At 58.9% G+C, this 16,976-nt stretch carries 15 protein-coding genes; 6 read left to right on the top strand and 9 right to left on the bottom strand.

Annotated features, from left to right (window positions below; all coding sequences use genetic code 11):
* Positions 1 to 5: 5 nt before the first annotated feature.
* Positions 6 to 686 carry a transcriptional repressor LexA gene (gene lexA / locus CAQU_RS07195; RefSeq protein WP_084562886.1) on the bottom strand — a complete coding sequence of 227 codons (681 nt, stop codon included), beginning with the start codon at positions 684 to 686 and terminating at the stop codon, positions 6 to 8.
* 512 nt (positions 687 to 1,198) lie between these two features.
* On the opposite strand from lexA, the gene CAQU_RS07190 reads away from it, so the two are divergent.
* Entirely contained in the window at positions 1,199 to 1,492 is a 294-nt protein-coding gene (locus tag CAQU_RS07190; RefSeq protein WP_075726476.1) for a hypothetical protein, read from the top strand.
* 246 nt (positions 1,493 to 1,738) lie between these two features.
* Complete coding sequence (nrdR, locus tag CAQU_RS07185; protein ID WP_075726474.1) at positions 1,739 to 2,200, top strand: transcriptional regulator NrdR; 462 nt, start codon at positions 1,739 to 1,741, stop codon at positions 2,198 to 2,200.
* 49 nt (positions 2,201 to 2,249) lie between these two features.
* Here nrdR and hrpA read toward each other — a convergent pair whose 3' ends face one another.
* On the bottom strand, positions 2,250 to 6,275 hold the full coding sequence (hrpA, locus tag CAQU_RS07180; RefSeq protein WP_084562884.1) for an ATP-dependent RNA helicase HrpA: 4,026 nt from the start codon (positions 6,273 to 6,275) through the stop codon (positions 2,250 to 2,252).
* A 271-nt stretch (positions 6,276 to 6,546) separates the two neighbouring features.
* On the opposite strand from hrpA, the gene CAQU_RS07175 reads away from it, so the two are divergent.
* Complete coding sequence (locus CAQU_RS07175) at positions 6,547 to 7,542, top strand: hypothetical protein (RefSeq protein WP_075726472.1); 996 nt, start codon at positions 6,547 to 6,549, stop codon at positions 7,540 to 7,542.
* A 196-nt stretch (positions 7,543 to 7,738) separates the two neighbouring features.
* On the opposite strand, the gene CAQU_RS07170 is transcribed toward CAQU_RS07175, so the two are convergent.
* On the bottom strand, positions 7,739 to 8,668 hold the full coding sequence (locus CAQU_RS07170; protein WP_075726470.1) for a hydrogen peroxide-inducible genes activator: 930 nt from the start codon (positions 8,666 to 8,668) through the stop codon (positions 7,739 to 7,741).
* Between the two features lie 367 nt (positions 8,669 to 9,035).
* Between CAQU_RS07170 and CAQU_RS07165 the strand changes: the two genes are divergently transcribed.
* The gene (locus CAQU_RS07165; RefSeq protein WP_075726468.1) at positions 9,036 to 9,632 is read left to right on the top strand and encodes a peroxiredoxin; all 597 of its coding nucleotides are present in this window, start codon (positions 9,036 to 9,038) and stop codon (positions 9,630 to 9,632) included.
* 4 nt (positions 9,633 to 9,636) lie between these two features.
* Positions 9,637 to 10,161, top strand: a complete 525-nt coding sequence (ahpD, locus tag CAQU_RS07160; RefSeq protein WP_075726466.1) for an alkylhydroperoxidase, AhpD family — start codon at positions 9,637 to 9,639, stop codon at positions 10,159 to 10,161.
* 281 nt (positions 10,162 to 10,442) lie between these two features.
* Here ahpD and CAQU_RS07155 read toward each other — a convergent pair whose 3' ends face one another.
* The 3 genes from CAQU_RS07155 to CAQU_RS12650 all read right to left on the bottom strand — a co-directional run bounded on the left by CAQU_RS07155 (position 10,443) and on the right by CAQU_RS12650 (position 11,507).
* Positions 10,443 to 10,886: a PTS sugar transporter subunit IIA gene (locus CAQU_RS07155; RefSeq protein ID WP_245797331.1), complete on the bottom strand. Its 444-nt coding sequence runs from the start codon at positions 10,884 to 10,886 to the stop codon at positions 10,443 to 10,445.
* Between the two features lie 16 nt (positions 10,887 to 10,902).
* Positions 10,903 to 11,142, bottom strand: a complete 240-nt coding sequence (locus CAQU_RS07150) for a PTS sugar transporter subunit IIB (protein ID WP_075726462.1) — start codon at positions 11,140 to 11,142, stop codon at positions 10,903 to 10,905.
* 209 nt (positions 11,143 to 11,351) lie between these two features.
* Positions 11,352 to 11,507, bottom strand: a complete 156-nt coding sequence (locus CAQU_RS12650; RefSeq protein WP_157108943.1) for a hypothetical protein — start codon at positions 11,505 to 11,507, stop codon at positions 11,352 to 11,354.
* Between the two features lie 291 nt (positions 11,508 to 11,798).
* Between CAQU_RS12650 and CAQU_RS07145 the strand changes: the two genes are divergently transcribed.
* Positions 11,799 to 13,031: a PTS transporter subunit EIIC gene (locus tag CAQU_RS07145; RefSeq protein WP_075726460.1), complete on the top strand. Its 1,233-nt coding sequence runs from the start codon at positions 11,799 to 11,801 to the stop codon at positions 13,029 to 13,031.
* Positions 13,032 to 13,124: 93 nt separating this feature from the next.
* On the opposite strand, the gene CAQU_RS07140 is transcribed toward CAQU_RS07145, so the two are convergent.
* From CAQU_RS07140 to CAQU_RS12645, 3 genes are all read right to left on the bottom strand, one after another.
* Positions 13,125 to 15,686 (bottom strand): DEAD/DEAH box helicase, encoded by a 2,562-nt coding sequence (locus CAQU_RS07140; protein WP_075726458.1) that lies wholly within the window; start codon positions 15,684 to 15,686, stop codon positions 13,125 to 13,127.
* Positions 15,687 to 15,785: 99 nt separating this feature from the next.
* The gene (locus CAQU_RS07135) at positions 15,786 to 16,754 is read right to left on the bottom strand and encodes a PAC2 family protein (protein WP_075726456.1); all 969 of its coding nucleotides are present in this window, start codon (positions 16,752 to 16,754) and stop codon (positions 15,786 to 15,788) included.
* A 21-nt stretch (positions 16,755 to 16,775) separates the two neighbouring features.
* On the bottom strand, positions 16,776 to 16,961 hold the full coding sequence (locus CAQU_RS12645; RefSeq protein WP_157108942.1) for a hypothetical protein: 186 nt from the start codon (positions 16,959 to 16,961) through the stop codon (positions 16,776 to 16,778).
* Positions 16,962 to 16,976 lie beyond the last annotated feature (15 nt).

Here is a 16,976-nt window from a genome sequence, read left to right as displayed (position 1 = left end):
CCACCCTAAAGCTTGCGCATCACAGATACAACGCGCCCCAGGATCTCGGCCTCGTTGGCCGGAATCGGATCGAATTGCGTGTTGTGGGGGAGTAGCCACACCCCAGTCGAATCTTTGTGGAACTCCTTGACGGTAGCCTCTCCGTCGATCATCGCCGCCACAAAATCGCCCTGTTGGGCAACCTTTTGCGACTTGACGATCACCCAGTCACCGTCAAGGATGCCGGCATCCTGCATTGATTCGCCGACGACCTGCAGCATGTAAAGCTCACCATCGCCAACAATCTCGACGGGCATGGGGAAGTATTCCTCCACATGCTGTTCGGCAAGAATCGGATTGCCTGCAGCAATACGACCAACCACCGGAATGTAGGCAGGCTGGCTGGCAGCCTCCCCCTCGGAAACCTCCGGCGCCTTAACCGTTTTACGTCCCGGCTTTTGCTTCTCCGCCGGAAGGTTCTTCACGTTAACGGCCCTTGGCTTATTGGCGTCGCGCTTGAGGAAGCCCTTCTTTTCCAACTCGCGTAGCTGATAGGCGACGGAAGAAGTGGATTGCAGGCCTGTCGCGTCGCCGATCTCGCGAATGCTGGGCGGATATCCGCGCAGCAGTACGGCATCGTGGATGACCTCAAGGATGCGCCGTTGGCGATCGGACAGGGAGGACTTGTCGGGGGTTTTGTTATTCATCTGAGTCCAGGTTGCTTGAATATTCGAATATTCGTACTAAGGGTGTCGTGAGCCATCATAGCTAAGGTTTCGGGTGGCATCTGGAGGGCGTGCCGAAAAACCGGGGGGTTGTTCTAAGGGGCATATCCCTGGAAGCAATTCGGCTCGATCGGGCGTGGCATCCAAAAATGGTGGGCCGAAAAGAACCTTAGGGTTCGAACGTGTTCGAAAAGATGCGAGTTTTTACTAATCGTTCGAACATGGCTGTATGTGGCGACCGCGAATGCTTCGCGTTATTGCAGTAAGCATAGCTGATTGTGCGGGGGAGTGGCTAGTGGAATGGTCGTTTTTGTTCAGACTTGTTCGAACGGATGAGCTATGGTAAAAATCGAACATGTAAGCGGAACTCGAACACAGGTGCTAAATTTATCTGCAAGGCTTCGAGCCCGGGTTTAAGCTTCACATCACTAAAAACGACACCCCGAAACAGACATACCCTCTGGCGTGTTTGCCGGAAGAAAAGGACTGCCATCATGACTGCTCGCACCATCAACAACGCTATGCCCTCCACTAGCACTGCTGTGTTCGAACCGGGTCGGTTGCCTTCCGCCAGGGTTTCATCTGGTGTTCGCACCGTGACTGTGCACTACCGCGAGCCAGCGCGGGATAACGGCGCAGATTCTCGTCGATTCTCGAGCATCTTGCTCGGCGGAACCTTCGGAATGGTGATGGGGCTTGCTTTCCTCATCCTGGGGCCGGCGCCCGACGATTCCCCACAAATGATGCCTATGGGGCATGAGACTTCCCTGACCAGTATTGCCAAGTAAGGGTTCTGGCTGGGCGCTGTCATATACATCCCGCAGAGATGCACCGCGTCGTGGCTTTGTGTGGCCTATCTCCGTGCACTTTTACCGCACGAGTGGAAGGTCTCAGAAAGCCACGGCGTAGCTGGTTTTTGCGGGCATTTTTTGTGTGTGCCTGCTCCCTTTAGGGACAACAAGTGAAGCGACTAAGGTTTAGAGGCGCATCGCCCACCAGTAGAGCTTGCTCGACCTGAACAAGGATTGATCCTCATGTATTGCCCTTTTTGTGCCAATCACAGCTCCAGTGTGATCGACTCCCGTGTGGTGGACAGTGGGTCTGCTATTCGGCGACGCCGGGAGTGCCCCGAATGTGGCGGTCGATTCACCACGGTGGAAAAGGCGATGTTGTTGGTGGTGAAACGAAATGGCGTGACGGAACCTTTTTCGCGCGACAAGGTTATTTTGGGTGTGCGGCGGGCGTGCCAGGGGCGAAACGTCAGCGATGACGCTTTGAAACGGCTTGCTCAAGAGGTGGAGGAAACTGTGCGTTTGAAGGGCACCTCGCAGGTCAACGCCAACGATATCGGTTTGGCTATTTTGGATCCGCTGCGGGAGCTTGATGAGGTGGCTTATCTGCGATTTGCGTCTGTCTACCGCAGTTTTGATAGTGCAGAAGACTTCGAAAAGGAAATTCGCATGATGCGACGGCATGCGAAGTCTTCGCTGAAGTAAGAATCAAGGTGCCCGGCCGATTTGTCGGCGGGCACCTTGTTTTTGTCTGTTATCCCAATTTTGCGATTGCTTTTTCGATGCGGCGGGCGCTGACGGTTCCTGCGGTGCCGAGTCGTTGTGCAAACAGGCTCACGCGCAATTCTTCGATCATGAAGATGATGTCTTTGACTGCTGCTGTTTTTTCAGCGCCCGGTCCGAGCTGTGCCAGTTTTTGTTCTAGGAGCTGTTGCACATTTTCGATGGTCATGGACAGATCTTCGTCGCGGTCGGGATCGCGATCCATGTCTTCGAGACGAATCTTCATCGCTTCGAGATAGCGGGGGAGATGCCGGAGGCGCGCTGCTCCGTGAAGTGAGAGCGCGTGCGGGGGGAGCAGCACGGACAGTTGTTTGGTCATGTCGTCGATGGCGGGCCCGCTCCAGGCTGAAAGTTCGTCGGCGACGTGCGCGTAGGTGACCAGCGCGGGGGCTAGTGCGACGACCATTTGGCGAACCCTGGAGGGGACATCTTTGCTGACTGCTTGCTGTAGGGTGGCGAATTCTTCCGGGGAGCGGACTGGTCCGCCATGCGCGATGAGGCTGTCGCGAATCGCGGCGACGCGTGCATCGTCGACGAGTCCCTGGGCGCCACCGTGGGGGTAGTTTTCCACCGCAACCCGTTGTGTCAAGGGGAGGCCATTGACCATGCGTTGGGTGTTGACCGTGATGGAACGCAGAAGCAGCGTGATCGTGGCGGTGAGGTGGCTGGCATCGGCCGCTGCTTTGGTGGGTTTTGCTTCCACTGCTACGCCGCCTGGGGTGGCGACGAGTGCCGGGTAGGTGGTGACGGCTTGGCCGTCGACGGTGCTGGTGATTTCTTCGGGGATGGTGCCGAGAGTTTGGGCGGTCCATTCCGGGGCTTCGTCGTGATATGCGGCTGCGCCGACTTTCTTGACGGAGGAGGAAATGTGTTTGGCGTTGCGTTCTTTGAGGGCTTTTAGGTTGCGGTCGCGGTCGATGATTTTGCCGCGTTTGTCGATGGCTGCGTAGGAGGGGCGCAGGTGGTCGGGTAGTTGGTCGGGGTTGAAGTCGGTGGCGGCGATTCCGCGCCCGCCGATGCGGTGGAGGGCTTCTGCGAGTTGTTTGGTGACGCTGCCGTGGTAGGCGACGAGCATGGGCAGGACGCGGGCAGCGTAGGCGGGGGCGGGTACGACGGTGCGCCGCAGCGCCTTGGGGAGGGTGCGGATGAGTTCGGTGATGAGTTCTTCGCGTAGGCCTGGGACGAGCCATTCGAAGGTTTGGGCGTCGACGCTTCCGAGCAGTGGTACGGGGATGCGGATTGTCACGCCGTCATCGGGGGATCCGGGTAGGAAGTTGTAGTCGACGTCGAAGATGATGTCGTCGCTTTCCCATTTGTCGGGGAATGCGTCTTCCTCGACTCCTTCGGCGTCGTCGCGGATGAGGTTGTCCGGGTTGAAGTCGAGCAGTGTTGGCTGGGTGCGTTGCTTCTTCTTCCACCAGCGGTCGAAGCGCTGGCCGGTGGTGATCGAGGGGGGAAGTTTGCTGTCGTAGAAGTCGTAGAGGGTGTCGTCGTCGACGACGATGTCGCGTCGGCGGGCCTTGTTTTCGAGTTCTGCTGCTTCCTCGAGCTTTTTGGCGTTGTCGTGGAAGAAGCTGTGGTGGGTGTTCCAGTCGCCGTCGATCAGGGCGTGGCGGATGAACAGGCTGCGGGCGGCCTCGGGGTCTACGGTGTGCAGGCTGGTGAGTCGGTCGGCGACGAGGGTGACGCCGTAGAGGGTGGATTTTTGGTAGACCATGGCGGCTGCGCGTTTGGTCGACCAGTGGGGTTCGGAGTATTGGTGGCGCAGGAGGTCTTTGCCGAGCTGTTCGGCCCATTCGGGGGCGATGGCTGCGACGTCGCGGGCGAACAGGCGGGAGGTTTCGACGAGTTGTCCGGCCATGACGACCTGGGGTGGTTTTTTGCTTAGTCCGCTGCCGGGGAAGATCACGAAGCGGGTGCCGCGGGCGCCGGCGTATTCGCGACTGTCACCTGCCCGAACGCCGATGTGGCTGAGTAGGCCGGATAGCAGTGCTTGGTGGACCAGGTCCATGTTGTGGTGTTCTGGTTCGTAGGCGCCGTAGCTCCAGCCGAGGTCGTCGATGACGCCGGTGAGTTGGCGGACCAGGTCGCGCCATTCGCGGATGCGGAGGTAGTGGAGGAACTCTTTTTTCATGCGGGTGCGGAATTTGTTGCCGCTGAGTTCTTGTTGGGTGTGGGTGAGGTAGTCCCACAGTTTCAGGTAGCTGGCGAAGTCGGAGGTTTTGTCGTTGAAGCGGGCGTGGGCTTGATCGGCTTGGGCGGTCATGTCCATGGGCCGTTCGCGCACGTCTTGGATGGATAGGGCGGCGACGATGACGAGGACGTCGGCGACGCATCCGCTGTGGTGTGCTTCGACGAGCATGCGGGCCAGGCGGGGGTCGACGGGGATGCGGGATAGTTGGCGTCCGATGTCGGTGAGTCGGGGTGCGCCGTGGTCTTCGCCTTCGGCTAGCGCCCCGAGTTCGTGGAGCAGGAGTAGACCGTCGCGGATGGCTTTGTGGTCGGGTGCTTGGACGAAGGGGAAGTCTTCGATGTCGCCGAGTTTGAGGGCGGCCATTTGCAGGATGACGCTGGCGAGGTTGGTGCGCAGGATTTCTGGGTCGGTGAATTCTGGCCTGCTGAGGAAGTCTTGCTCGGAGTAGAGGCGGATGGCGACGCCTTCGGCGACGCGGCCACAGCGTCCGGAGCGTTGGTTGGCGCTGGCTTGGGAAATCGCTTCGACGGGGAGGCGTTGGACTTTGGTGCGGGAGGAGTAGCGGGAGATTCTGGCGGTGCCGGTGTCGACGACGTAGCGGATGCCGGGGACGGTGAGGGAGGTTTCGGCGATGTTGGTGGCCAGTACGATGCGGCGGCCGGAGTGGGGGCTGAACACTCGGTGTTGTTCGGCGTTGGAGAGCCGACCGAATAGGGGGGTGATTTCTACGCCGCGGAATTTGCGCGCTTCGATGGCTTCCATGGCGTCGCGGATGTCGCGTTCGCCGGGGAAGAAGCAGAGAATGTCGCCGTCGCCGACCCGCATGAGTTCGGCGATGGCGTCGCATACTCCGTCAAGCGGGTCGATGTCGATGATTCCGTTGTCTGTTTCTTGTTGGAGGGGCCGGTAGCGGATTTCTACCGGGTAGGTGCGCCCCGACACGGAGATAATGGGCGCGGGTTGGCCAGTGGCGTCTGCGAAGTGTTCGGCGAAGCGTTCCGGGTCGATGGTTGCGGAGGTGATGATGACTTTGAGATCGGGACGTTTCGGCAGCAGCTGCTTGAGGTAGCCCAGGAGGAAGTCGATGTTGAGGCTGCGTTCGTGGGCCTCGTCGATGATGATGGTGTCGTAGGCATTCAGGTAGCGGTCGCGCTGCATTTCGGCGAGCAAAATGCCGTCGGTCATGAGTTTGACGGCGGTGGTGGCGCTGACGTGGTCGTCGAAGCGGATGGCGTAGCCGACGGATTCGCCGATGTTTTGGCCGAGTTCTTCGGCGATGCGTTCGGCCACCGTGCGGGCGGCGAGTCGGCGGGGCTGGGTGTGCCCGATGCGGCCGCGGATGCCGCGCCCGAGCTCGAGGCACATTTTGGGAATCTGGGTGGTTTTACCGGAGCCGGTTTCGCCGGCGATGATTACCACCTGGTGGTTGGAGATGGCTTCCACGATCTCATCGTGGAAGGTCGACACCGGTAGTTGCTGGGGGTAGGTGATCTCCGGAAGGGCATCCCGGCGCCGATTCAAGATATTGCTTTCGGCGTCCATGTCGGCCGCAATGGCCGACAGTGCGTGCAGGCTGGCAGCTTTTTTGAGGCGGCGGCGGAAGCGGTGCGCCCCGGCCAGGGAGACCGAATCTAGCAGGTTGTAGAGTTCTTTTTTCTTGCTGGCGACCTCGGGGCTCAACGGGGCAGATGTTTGGCGGGGGCGCTGCCCGGAACGTGCGCCGGATCGTCCACCTGCGCCACGGGAGGTGCGCTGGGGTACAGGGGTACGGGAGGTGTTGGTGGACGTGTGTTCGCTAGCCATATCAAGGCGCCATATTACTGGGTGGCGGCACGCAGTTTGTAGGCAGTCCCTGCAAAAAGTGCTTACCCACGATAGCCTAAGAACAACTAGAAGCAACGAATGTCACATTCAGCGCCATCTGCCCGGCGCCCACAGGCGCCACAGCTGGGTGTGCATCTGGGGCGTTTGTCCCGGGTGCAGCTATCCCGGGTGGGGCGGGTGGGCTGGGAAGAGATCCGTTGCTGACAGTGAGCTTGCACCAGCTCCATCGACCGAGAAAGAGGACGACGCTATGACACAGCCACCCCAATATCCCTCAACCCCAGGGGATGGCGACGACGGCTACCCCCAGCAGCCACAAACCCCCTATGGGCAAGCCTCCGGCGCCACTCCGGGGGCAGCCAATGGTGCCCTGCCCGGACAATGGGAGGCCTCGCTGACCGTGCTGCGCGGCGACGGGCGGATGAGCATCAAAGAAAGCCTCACCATGGGCATGACCCAGCTGGTGCGCAACCCCATGCCCTGGGTAGTGGTGGCAATTGCGGGATTCTTCGCCAGCCTCGCGCTGGGAGGTTTGCTGGTGTTCGCCCTGATCTACGCCTTCGCCAGCATCTTCGACAGCGGAACTGACGCCGACCCCGGTAGCGGGGAGTTCGGCAGCATGCTGCTCGCCCTGGGTGGTCTGATCCTTGTTGGCCTGATCATCTCGGCGATTGTGACCCCCATGGTGTTCAATGTCAGCCTGAAAATGACCAGCGGGGTACGCGCCGAAATCAAAGATCTCATCCCTGCGCGAGGATGGCTCAATAGCGCCTTGGCGGTATTTCTGTACTCGCTTCCCGTTTTCCTCATCGGTATCGGCGCCCTCAACCTATTGGGCAAGCAAGCCTTCCGGGAAGAGTTCATGAGTCACCTGTCCGGCTACGGGGAGCTCGATAACCCCTGGCCGCTGATTCAAATCTTCCTTGGGCTATTCGCATTCATCGTGCTCATGGCGCTCGTGATCTTCCTGCTGTCGCCGTTTTTCGCGCTGTGGCCCGTGCTGCCCCTGCTGGAAGACATCAGCCTGATTGATGCGCTGGGTCGCTCCATCAAGCTGGGCAAGCAGAATTACGGTGGCCTGCTCGGACTGACCTTCTTCACCCAGCTGCTCGCCCAATTCAGCGGACAAGCATTCCAGGTCACCGCCTTCGTCGGCAGCATCGCAGGCTCGGTGGCCTCCATGCACGCCGCCCGCCGTATCACCGGCCACGAATACGCCACCCTGCCGAAACAACTCATCGACTAGGAGCTGCAGCCACCCACAGGCGCTGCGAAACAGACGCACATGCCCGGGGCTACCGTGAAGATAGCCCCGGGCATTTTTATATCCATCAAACCCCACCAGGGGGCACCCCCACCAAGACCTTTACAGACCTTTTCAGACCTTTACACCGTGGTGTCTACCGAGGTGTACCTGCACTTAAGCGAGAACGGCGTGAAAGCTATTTGATGCTGTTGTCGAAGGCGCGGCGGGCAATGTTGCCGATGCGCTCGAACTCATCGGCGCGGCCGGAGGAACGCCGGTAGCACAACCCCACCGTGCGGGACGCGGTGACCGAAGACGAGAACCGGGCGATCGCCAAACCCGGCCTTTTAGCCTCCGCCTCTACAGCGCTGGACGGAATCAGGGTCACGCCCATCCCGCCGGCCACACACTGCATCACCGTCGCCAAACTAGCCAGGCGGGTATCGGAGACCGAATTGCGCGCCTGCAAATCAGCGGAACGGCACAACTCCACCACCTGGTCACGCAAACAGTGACCATCGTCGAGCAGCAGCAGCTTCTCGCCCTCCAAATCGGAGACCGACAAATCAGTTCGGCCCGCCAAGGGGTGGTTGATTGGGCACACGACGGCGAAGTCTTCTGCGTACAGGTGAGTGGTCTCCAGGCCACTGTTGTCGATCGGCAGTGCCAAAATCGCCACATCGATGCTGCCCTCACGCAGACCGGTCAACAGATTGGCGGTCTGCTCCTCGATGATGCGCAAATGCACCCCCGGCAACTCGTCGGAGACGATGTCGAAAAAGGAGGGAAGCAGATACGGGGCGATGGTGGGAATGATGCCCAACGTGACCGGACCCACCAGGCCGCCGCCCACGCCGTGCGCCTGCGCCAGGAAGCGATCCGCGGCCTCCAAGGTGGCGGTGGCGTAGGGGAGAAGCTCTCGTCCTGCGGGGGTCACGATGACGCGCCGGGTGGAGCGTTCAATAAGTTGAACGTTCAAACCGGATTCGAGGCTCACCAAGGCCTGGGACAGCGAAGGCTGGGAAATGCCCAGCTTATTGGCTGCGCTGCCGAAGTGTCGGACCTCGGCGATGGTGACGAACGATCGCAGTTGTGCGAGCGTCGGACGATACGCTTTATTGCTCATGCTTATAACTCTACACGACAGTGCAAGCTAACACCTTTTGACAAAGGTTGTTCTGCCCGGCATACTTGTCTGCGAACCGCAGTGATATCGACTGCATTTCTCGCATTAATTCCATCACGCCCGGGCAATGCCCCTGCTAGCGCCGAAATCCGCCACATTAGGCGGGGTGGGCGCACTGCAGCGTGGAATGTTGATGCCATGCGAAAAGTGTTGCTCAACACCAGATATTGATTACCTGCGAGTTTCATCACAATTACCTGCTTCATCCACCTCGGTCACGAGATCGAGGGCAGACTGAACCAGACCGCGTACATTCCGACAAGGGGTGACGCGGACAACATACCCGCAACATTTTTTAGGAGACCCCGTGGCTCTTTTGACCATTGGCGACAAGTTCCCCGAGTTCAGCCTGACCGCCCTCAAGGGTGGCGACCTGCACAGCGTCGACGCTTCCTCCCCCGAGGATTACTTCGAGACCGTGTCCAGCGATTCCTACCCGGGCAAGTGGAAGGTCGTGTTCTTCTACCCGAAGGACTTCACCTTCGTCTGCCCCACCGAGATCGCTGCCTTCGGCAAGCTCGATGAGGAATTCCAGGATCGCGACACCCAGATCCTGGGTGGCTCCATCGACAACGAGTTCTCCCACTTCAACTGGCGTGCAACCCACCCGGAGCTGAAGACCGTTCCGTTCCCGATGTTCTCCGACATCAAGCACGACCTGATCAAGGCTCTCGGCGTGGAAAACGCTGAGGGTGTCGCCGACCGCGCAACCTTCATCATCGATCCCGACGGCATCATCCAGTTCGTGTCCGTCACCCCGGATGCCGTCGGCCGTAACGTCGACGAGGTGCTGCGCGTTCTCGACGCTCTGCAGTCTGAAGAGGTCTGCGCCTGCAACTGGCAGAAGAACGACCCCACCAAGAACATCAACAAGATGGAGCAGCTCCAGGAAGGTCTGAAGTAAAAATATGTCGATCGATAACCTGAAGGGCTCCCTGCCGGAGTACGCCAAGGACCTCAAGCTGAACCTGGGCACCCTCGCCCGTGGCACCGAGCTCAACGAGCAGCAGCTGTGGGGCACCTTCCTTGCCACCGCCGCCGCTACCCGCAACGAGGCAGTCTTCTCCGAGATCGCTGACGAGGCTAAGGGCCACCTGTCCGACGAGGCTTTCGAGGCAGCCCTCGGCGCCGCCACCATCATGGCTATGAACAACGTTGCTTACCGCGCCAAGGAATTCCTCGGTGGCGACTACGCACAGGTCAAGATGGGTCTGCGCATGAACATCATCGCTAACTCCGGTGTTGACCGCGCGGACTTCGAGCTGTGGTCCCTGGCTGTGTCCACCATCAACGGCTGTGAGGCTTGCACCTCCGCCCACGACAACACCGTTCGTGGCGAGGGCCTGACCAAGGAGCAGGTCTTCGAGGCAGTCAAGATTGCCGCCACCATGCAGGGCGTCGCCCAGGCTGTGGCCATCGAGGCCGCACGCTAAAAACTTCGCAGCGCCGGAAAGAAAACCCCGGCCTACTGCATCACCCCGCCGGCAAGACAGAGAAACACCTGTCCTGTTGGGCGGGGTTTTTCAAGCCCCGCCAAAAAAAGGGGGCCAAGCCCATCAAGCGTTCTAGTAGCCCAACATCTTGCGGGGTGGAGCGGAACCTAAAAAACGCCACTGAGAAAACCACCACTGAGAAAACACCACAGCGCCTCTAGCTTTCCGCCCGGTAAGGGGCCAGAGGTGCTGTGGTGTTTTTTGGTGTGTCGGGTGGGGGGTTAAAGGTGGAACAGTGGTGCGCCGGTTTCGACCTTATCGCCGGGGCTGAGCTTCGTGAGTTGAGCATCCCCTCGGGCGGAATCCATCGCGACGATGAGAACTACCGGATCGAGCCCCTTATCCGCTACCTCTTGGGGGGTATAGCGCACCATCGCCTGCCCCATGTCCACGTGGCACCCTTGCTCCACGAGAACATCGAAGCCCTCGCCCTTGAGCTGGACGGTATCGATACCAACGTGCACCAGGATGCCGGTCTTTTCCTCCGTCAAAATCACGAAAGCGTGCGGCATGACTCGGATCGCTTTCCCGGAGCACGGTGCGCACACGGTGACCTCGCCGGCGTTGGCGGGGGTTACGGCGATGCCATCGCCGACCGTGTAGCTGTTAAAGACCGGGTCATTCACCTCGGAAAGAGCGGTCAATTGTCCCGCGCAGGGACTCATCACGGCGACCATGGTGCTAGTCCATCAGGTCGTTGATGTCGTCAGCGATCATCTCGGCCTGCGGGCCAACAATCACCTGGACGACATCCCCGGAAATCATGACACCCTTAGCGCCTTCGGCCATCAACGCCGGCTCGTCGACCTTCGATGAGTCATTGACCACGGTCCGCAAACGGGTGATGCAGCCTTCGATCTCGTCGATGTTCTCGGCGCCACCGAGTGCGGCAAGTAGGTTTTCGGGATTGAAGTTGGCCATGGGGTGCTCCTTTGCTCGCGACCCAAAAGGTGGTCTATCGCTAGATGACCTAGGGGAGGGAAAGTGATGAGAGTTTAACCGGGGGTCTGTATAAAACTTTTCCGATAATCCCCGTCGAGGCTATGACACAACAAGGGGAGTAGTCGGTGCGAAAGACGACCCTGGTTCTAACCAGCAGCATAGTAGGTGATGTGCGGGCGCGGGCGCTTTTATGTCGACTGGTGTTCATTGCCGATAGGTGAGTTTTCGGGCAAAACAAAGATAATCGCAGGAAGGCGCCCGAAAACACCGGTGAAAAATCTTCCAATAAGGCGCATGGCGGTGATGGAAATCTGCGCTTTGCCCCCAAATGGGGGAGTAAACATCCGACCATTTTTCCGAAAACGGTTTCGGGGATAACGGCACCGTGCTACGTTAAGGCTAGTTTCACAATCAATGGTTATATCCAGCTACCTCTTAAAGGGTGGAACCCAGCAGAAAAAATATGCGGCCGCCTTTTAAAAACAACATGGACGAAACTGACGCTTCGCGGACACCCAGAGGCCCACAGCGGCAACCACCATCGTGAAAAACCACCACCACCAAGCATCAGCGTTTTCTTCGGCGCCACGATCGCAGCACAGAAAACCACATGCTTGATCGTCGAAGGAGCCACAATGTCTGCTCAAGACACCTCACGCAACCGCGTGCTGATCTACTCCCAGCGGCTCGGCCGCTCCCTGATGCTTCCCATCGCCTCCCTGCCCGTCGCCGGCCTGCTTCTCCGCCTCGGCCAAGACGACATGCTCGGCCGCTGGGCCGACTCCAACACCTTCATGGCATGGGTATCGACCATCTTCTCCTCCGCAGGCGGCGCCCTGTTTGAAAACTTGCCCCTGCTGTTCGCCGTCGGCGTGGCCATCGGATGGGCTAAAAAAGCAGACGGTTCCACCGCCCTGGCCGGTGTTGTCGGATACGTGGTGCTGTCCAACATCTTCAAAGGCATGAGCCCCTTCGTCCTCGGCGAAGACAGCGAAAAAACCATCAACTACGGCGTCCTCGCCGGCCTGGTAGCCGGTCTCATCGCAGCCATGCTCTGGCAGCGCTACCACCGCACTCGCCTTCCCGATTGGCTCGGCTTCTTCAACGGACGCCGCTTCGTGCCCATCATCACCGGCTTCACCATGGTGCTGGTCTCCATCCCGATGCTCGTCATCTACCCGGCCTTCAACTCCGCCCTCAACGCCCTGTCCGAATGGATGGTGCGCTACTCCGAGGCCGGTGGCTTCCTCTTCGGCGTCATCAACCGACTACTCATCCCCGTCGGCCTGCACCACCTGCTCAACTTCACCCCGTGGTTCATGCTCGGTGAATTCACCGGCGAAAACGGCGAAACCGTCACCGGCGACATCAGCCGCTTCCTCGCCCAAGACCCCACCGCCGGTACCTTCATGACCGGATTCTTCCCCATCATGATGTTCGGCCTGCCGGCCGCTGCCCTGGCCATTACCCGCGCCGCCCGCCCCGAAATGCGCAAATACGTCGGTGGCGGCATGGTCTCCCTGGCCCTGACCGCCTTCCTCACCGGCATCACCGAACCCATCGAATTCGCCTTCATGTTCGTCGCATGGCCGCTCTACGTCGTCCACGCCATCCTCACCGGCACCTCCCTGGCTGTCTGCAACGCCCTCGGAATCCACGACGGCTTCCTGTTCTCCGCAGGTGCCCTTGACTACCTACTCAACTTCGGCATCGCAACCAAGCCCCTCCTGCTCCTCGTGGTCGGCGCCGCATACTTCGTCATCTACTACTTCGTCTTCTACTTCATGATCACCAAACTCGATCTGAAGACCCCCGGCCGCAACCCGGAAGAAGACCAGAAGATGATGGAAGAACTCACCAAGGCCTAACCACAACCCGGCCACAAACCACCAAAAGCCCACTGACCAGCAGTCAGTGGGCTTTTCCCATCAGTACCGCCAACTCACAGCGGTATTGCCACCTTAGGCGTAATCGATGCGCAAACTGCCCAAACGAACCTCGCCCGCAGCATCAGAGGCATCCAAATCCACCTCAGCCACAAAAGCAAAAGCCTTATCGTCGGCCGGATCCTTAATGATTTGGCGCACCTGCCACACCCTGCTCGACGGGGCGCCAGTATCCAGACGGAAATACTCCGGCCCCCTCGCCGCAGGAGACACATCCAGATCCGCATACTCCTCAAAATAATCATCCAAAGCAGCACCGAAATCCGGAATGCCCTCCGCCGAATCAGACAGATAATCCAACACGGACTCCAACTCGGCTTCCTTCTCGAAGGCAAACAACTCCACCAAGCGGAACATGTAGTTACGCACCATGATCGTCAACGCCCGCTTATTCGCCGACAACGACTGCGGATCCGTCACCCCAAAACCGCGCTCCTGCTCCAACTGCTGCTTGGAAATCGGCGCATCAGGATCCGCCATCAACGCCCACTCATCCACCAAAGAGGAATCGACCTGGCGAATCAACTCGCCCAACCACACGATGATGTCATCAAGTTCCTGACTCATTCGCTCCGCAGGAACAGAATGCGACAGCGTGCGCCACGCATCCGTCAAATAGCGCAGCAACACCCCCTCAGCCCGCGAAATCTTATAAGTCGCCACCATGTCGGAGAACGTCATCCCGTGCTCCACCATGTCGCGAACCACAGACTTCGGCGACGGCGAAAACTCCCGCGCCCACGGATGCCCCTCACAATACGTCTGATACGACTGCTCAATCAGCTCCGCCAAAGGCTGCGGATACGTCACCTCCTCCAACAACGCCATCCGCTCCGTGTACTCCACCCCCTCAGCCTTCAACGCAGCCAACTCTTCCCCACGCGCCGCCTTCTCCTGCGCCACCAACACCGGACGCGGATCATCCAACACCGCCTCAAACACACTGACCACATCAAGGGCGTACGTCTCAGAGTCCGGATCCAGCACCTCCAACATCGCCACAGCCAACGGCGCCAAAGGCTGATTCAACGCAAAATCACGCTGAATATCCTCACACAGCTCATACGTCACCGCAGGATCCTGGCCAGGATGCTCCACCCGCTGCGCCACACCAGAAGACAACAAACCCCGCACCAACTCAATCGTGGTGCGAATATCCTGATTCTGCTTCGCCCTCGTATTGTGGCTGCCCCGCAACAAATTGCCGAAAACCTGCCCAGTGTCACCACCACGCGCCAACAAATTCAACACCATCGAATTCGACACCCGAAACTGGCTGACCAACTGCTCCGGCTCCGCCACCGTCAAACGCTCATAGGTCGAATCAGTCCACGACACCCTACCCGCAGGCGCAGACTTCTTCTTCAACTTCTTCAGCTTCTTCTCATCCCCGCCCGCACGCTTACGCAAACGCACGTTCTCAATCTCGTGCTCCGGAGCCTCAATGACGACATAGCCGACCGTATCGAAACCAGCGCGGCCCGCACGCCCCGCAATCTGATGAAACTCGCGGGAAGAAACAATACGTTCCTTGGTTCCATCAAACTTCGCCAAACCCGTCATCAACACGGTACGAATCGGCACATTAATCCCCACCCCTAAGGTATCGGTGCCACAAATCACCTTCAACAAACCGGTCTGCGCCAAACGCTCCACCAAACGCCGATACTTCGGCAACATGCCCGCATGGTGCACCCCGATACCCCGCCGCAATAACTTCGACAAATCCTTGCCAAAAGTCGTCGAAAAACGGAAATCGCCGATTTCCGTCGCAATCTTTTCCTTCTCTTCCTTAGACACCATCTGCACGCTCGTCAAAGCCTGAGCGCGCTCGCTGGCCTCCCTTTGCGAAAAGTGCACCACATAAATCGGAGCCTTATCCGCTGCAAGAAGCTCCTCCACCGTCTCGTGCACCGGGGTGTACACGTAGGAAAACTCCAACGGCACCGGGCGCTGCGCACCCGCCACCAACGTCGTCGGACGGCCCGTTCGTTCCGACAAGTCAGCGCTCAGCGCTTCCGTGTCACCCAAAGTCGCCGACATCAACAAAAACTGGGCGCCCGACAACTCCAACAACGGGACCTGCCAAGCCCACCCGCGCTGCGGATCCGAATAATAGTGGAACTCATCCATCACTACCTGATCGATATCAGCATCCGCGCCCTGACGCAGCGCAATATTCGCCACGATCTCCGCCGTCGCACACACAATCGGCGCCTGCCCATTCACCGTGGCATCACCAGTCATCATGCCCACGTTCTCCGGGCCAAAAACCTCACACAGGCTGAAAAACTTCTCGCTTACCAAAGCCTTAATCGGGGCCGTATAAAAAGAACGCTGCCCCTTGGCCAACGCATAGAAATGGGCGGCCAACGCCACCATCGACTTACCCGACCCCGTCGGCGTTGCCAAAATAACGTTATCGCCCCCCATCAATGCCATCGCCGCCTCCTCCTGGGCCGGATAAAGCGACAACCCAGACTGCTGGGTATAAGACACGAAAGAATCGAAGATTGCCTCCTCAACCAAGGAGGAAGGAACTTCTTGCAAATCAGGGATCAGGCTCGTTAACGTCACCCGACCTACACTAGCGGGAAAACGGCAACCCCGGGGAAGTCGCCAAACAGCAAAACCTCACCGGGGTCACCTCACAACCACCACTACAAAGCGGCCACGTTACTCACGGGTATCCTCATCCGAATCCTCCGGCGGAGGAGGAAACGAAACATCGTCAATGTCAACGGACGCCAAAAACGACTCCGCCAAGTCTCCCAACTCATCGGCAGTGGGAATGTTTTCCTCGGCCCGAGCGATTTCTGCCTGATTCTTCCGGCGCGACACCTCATCATCGAAGGCCTGCTCAAGCTGGGAAATAATCGGAGTGAGCTCCACATGATCTCCGAGCTCACGATTAATCTGCTCCTGGGCGCGCGAAGCGTCCTGCTGCAACACCTTCAGCGGCAGATCCAAATCTCCCGATTCGCTCACCGCAGTCAGCAAACCCAAAGCGGCCGCCGGGTAATCCCCAGCACCCAAATAGTGGGGGACATGGGCGGTAAAGCCACACACCGGGGTGCCCTGCTGCATCAAAGCGTGCTCCAGTGTCAGCTGAGCCGAACCCGGAATAGTCATTTGCGCATCCAAAGAAATCGCATTGGCCCACAACTCCGGGGCATTGCCGTGCGCCGAAACCACCAATGGTCGCGTGTGCGGCACATTCATCGCCGCGCCGTACAAAAATAGCACGGAGGACACCCCGTAATTGTCGACGAAGCCGCTCACCGCATCGGTAAAAGCATCCCAGCGAAAATCTGGCTCTACGCCACTAAGTAGCAAAAAAGGCCTATTAGAGAGGTCTTTCACCACGCGCAAAGTCAACTCTAGAGACTCCACATCCACCACTTGGTTATCTTTTAACGTGGTCGCTGGACGGCGGGCGCGATAATCGATCAGCTCGTCCATTGTGAAGGAAGCAATCGTCGCGTTTTCTAAAGCCTGCAGCAAATGGCTATTGCTAATGCGGATGGAATTACCGGCATCGGCATACCCTTGCAAAGCCACCACTAATACCGGCCCCTCGCCTTGATCGTCGACCGCGGGACGGGGAAAAGCTAACTCGTACATACGCCGCGAAGAATCACTCATGGTTGAAAACCTCCATTAAAGTCAAAATCCATCATGGCCTACTTTCAACGGCCCGGTGAAGGAATAACGGTTGAGGCGGGCAAAAAATTTCCACCGCTCGCCCACAAAACCCAACACCACCTCGAAAGAAAACAGTCCATACGGCGCAATGGGCAGATAAAACCTCAGTAGCCAACCCACGATACCCGAAAAGGCTGAACCAAACACGCGGCCTGATCTGTG

Origin of the sequence: Corynebacterium aquilae DSM 44791 (genome assembly GCF_001941445.1) — a bacterium.
Taxonomy (GTDB): domain Bacteria; phylum Actinomycetota; class Actinomycetes; order Mycobacteriales; family Mycobacteriaceae; genus Corynebacterium; species Corynebacterium aquilae.
The sequence above is the reverse complement of the archived record's forward strand: the minus strand, read 5'-3'. Positions and strand labels throughout refer to the sequence as shown.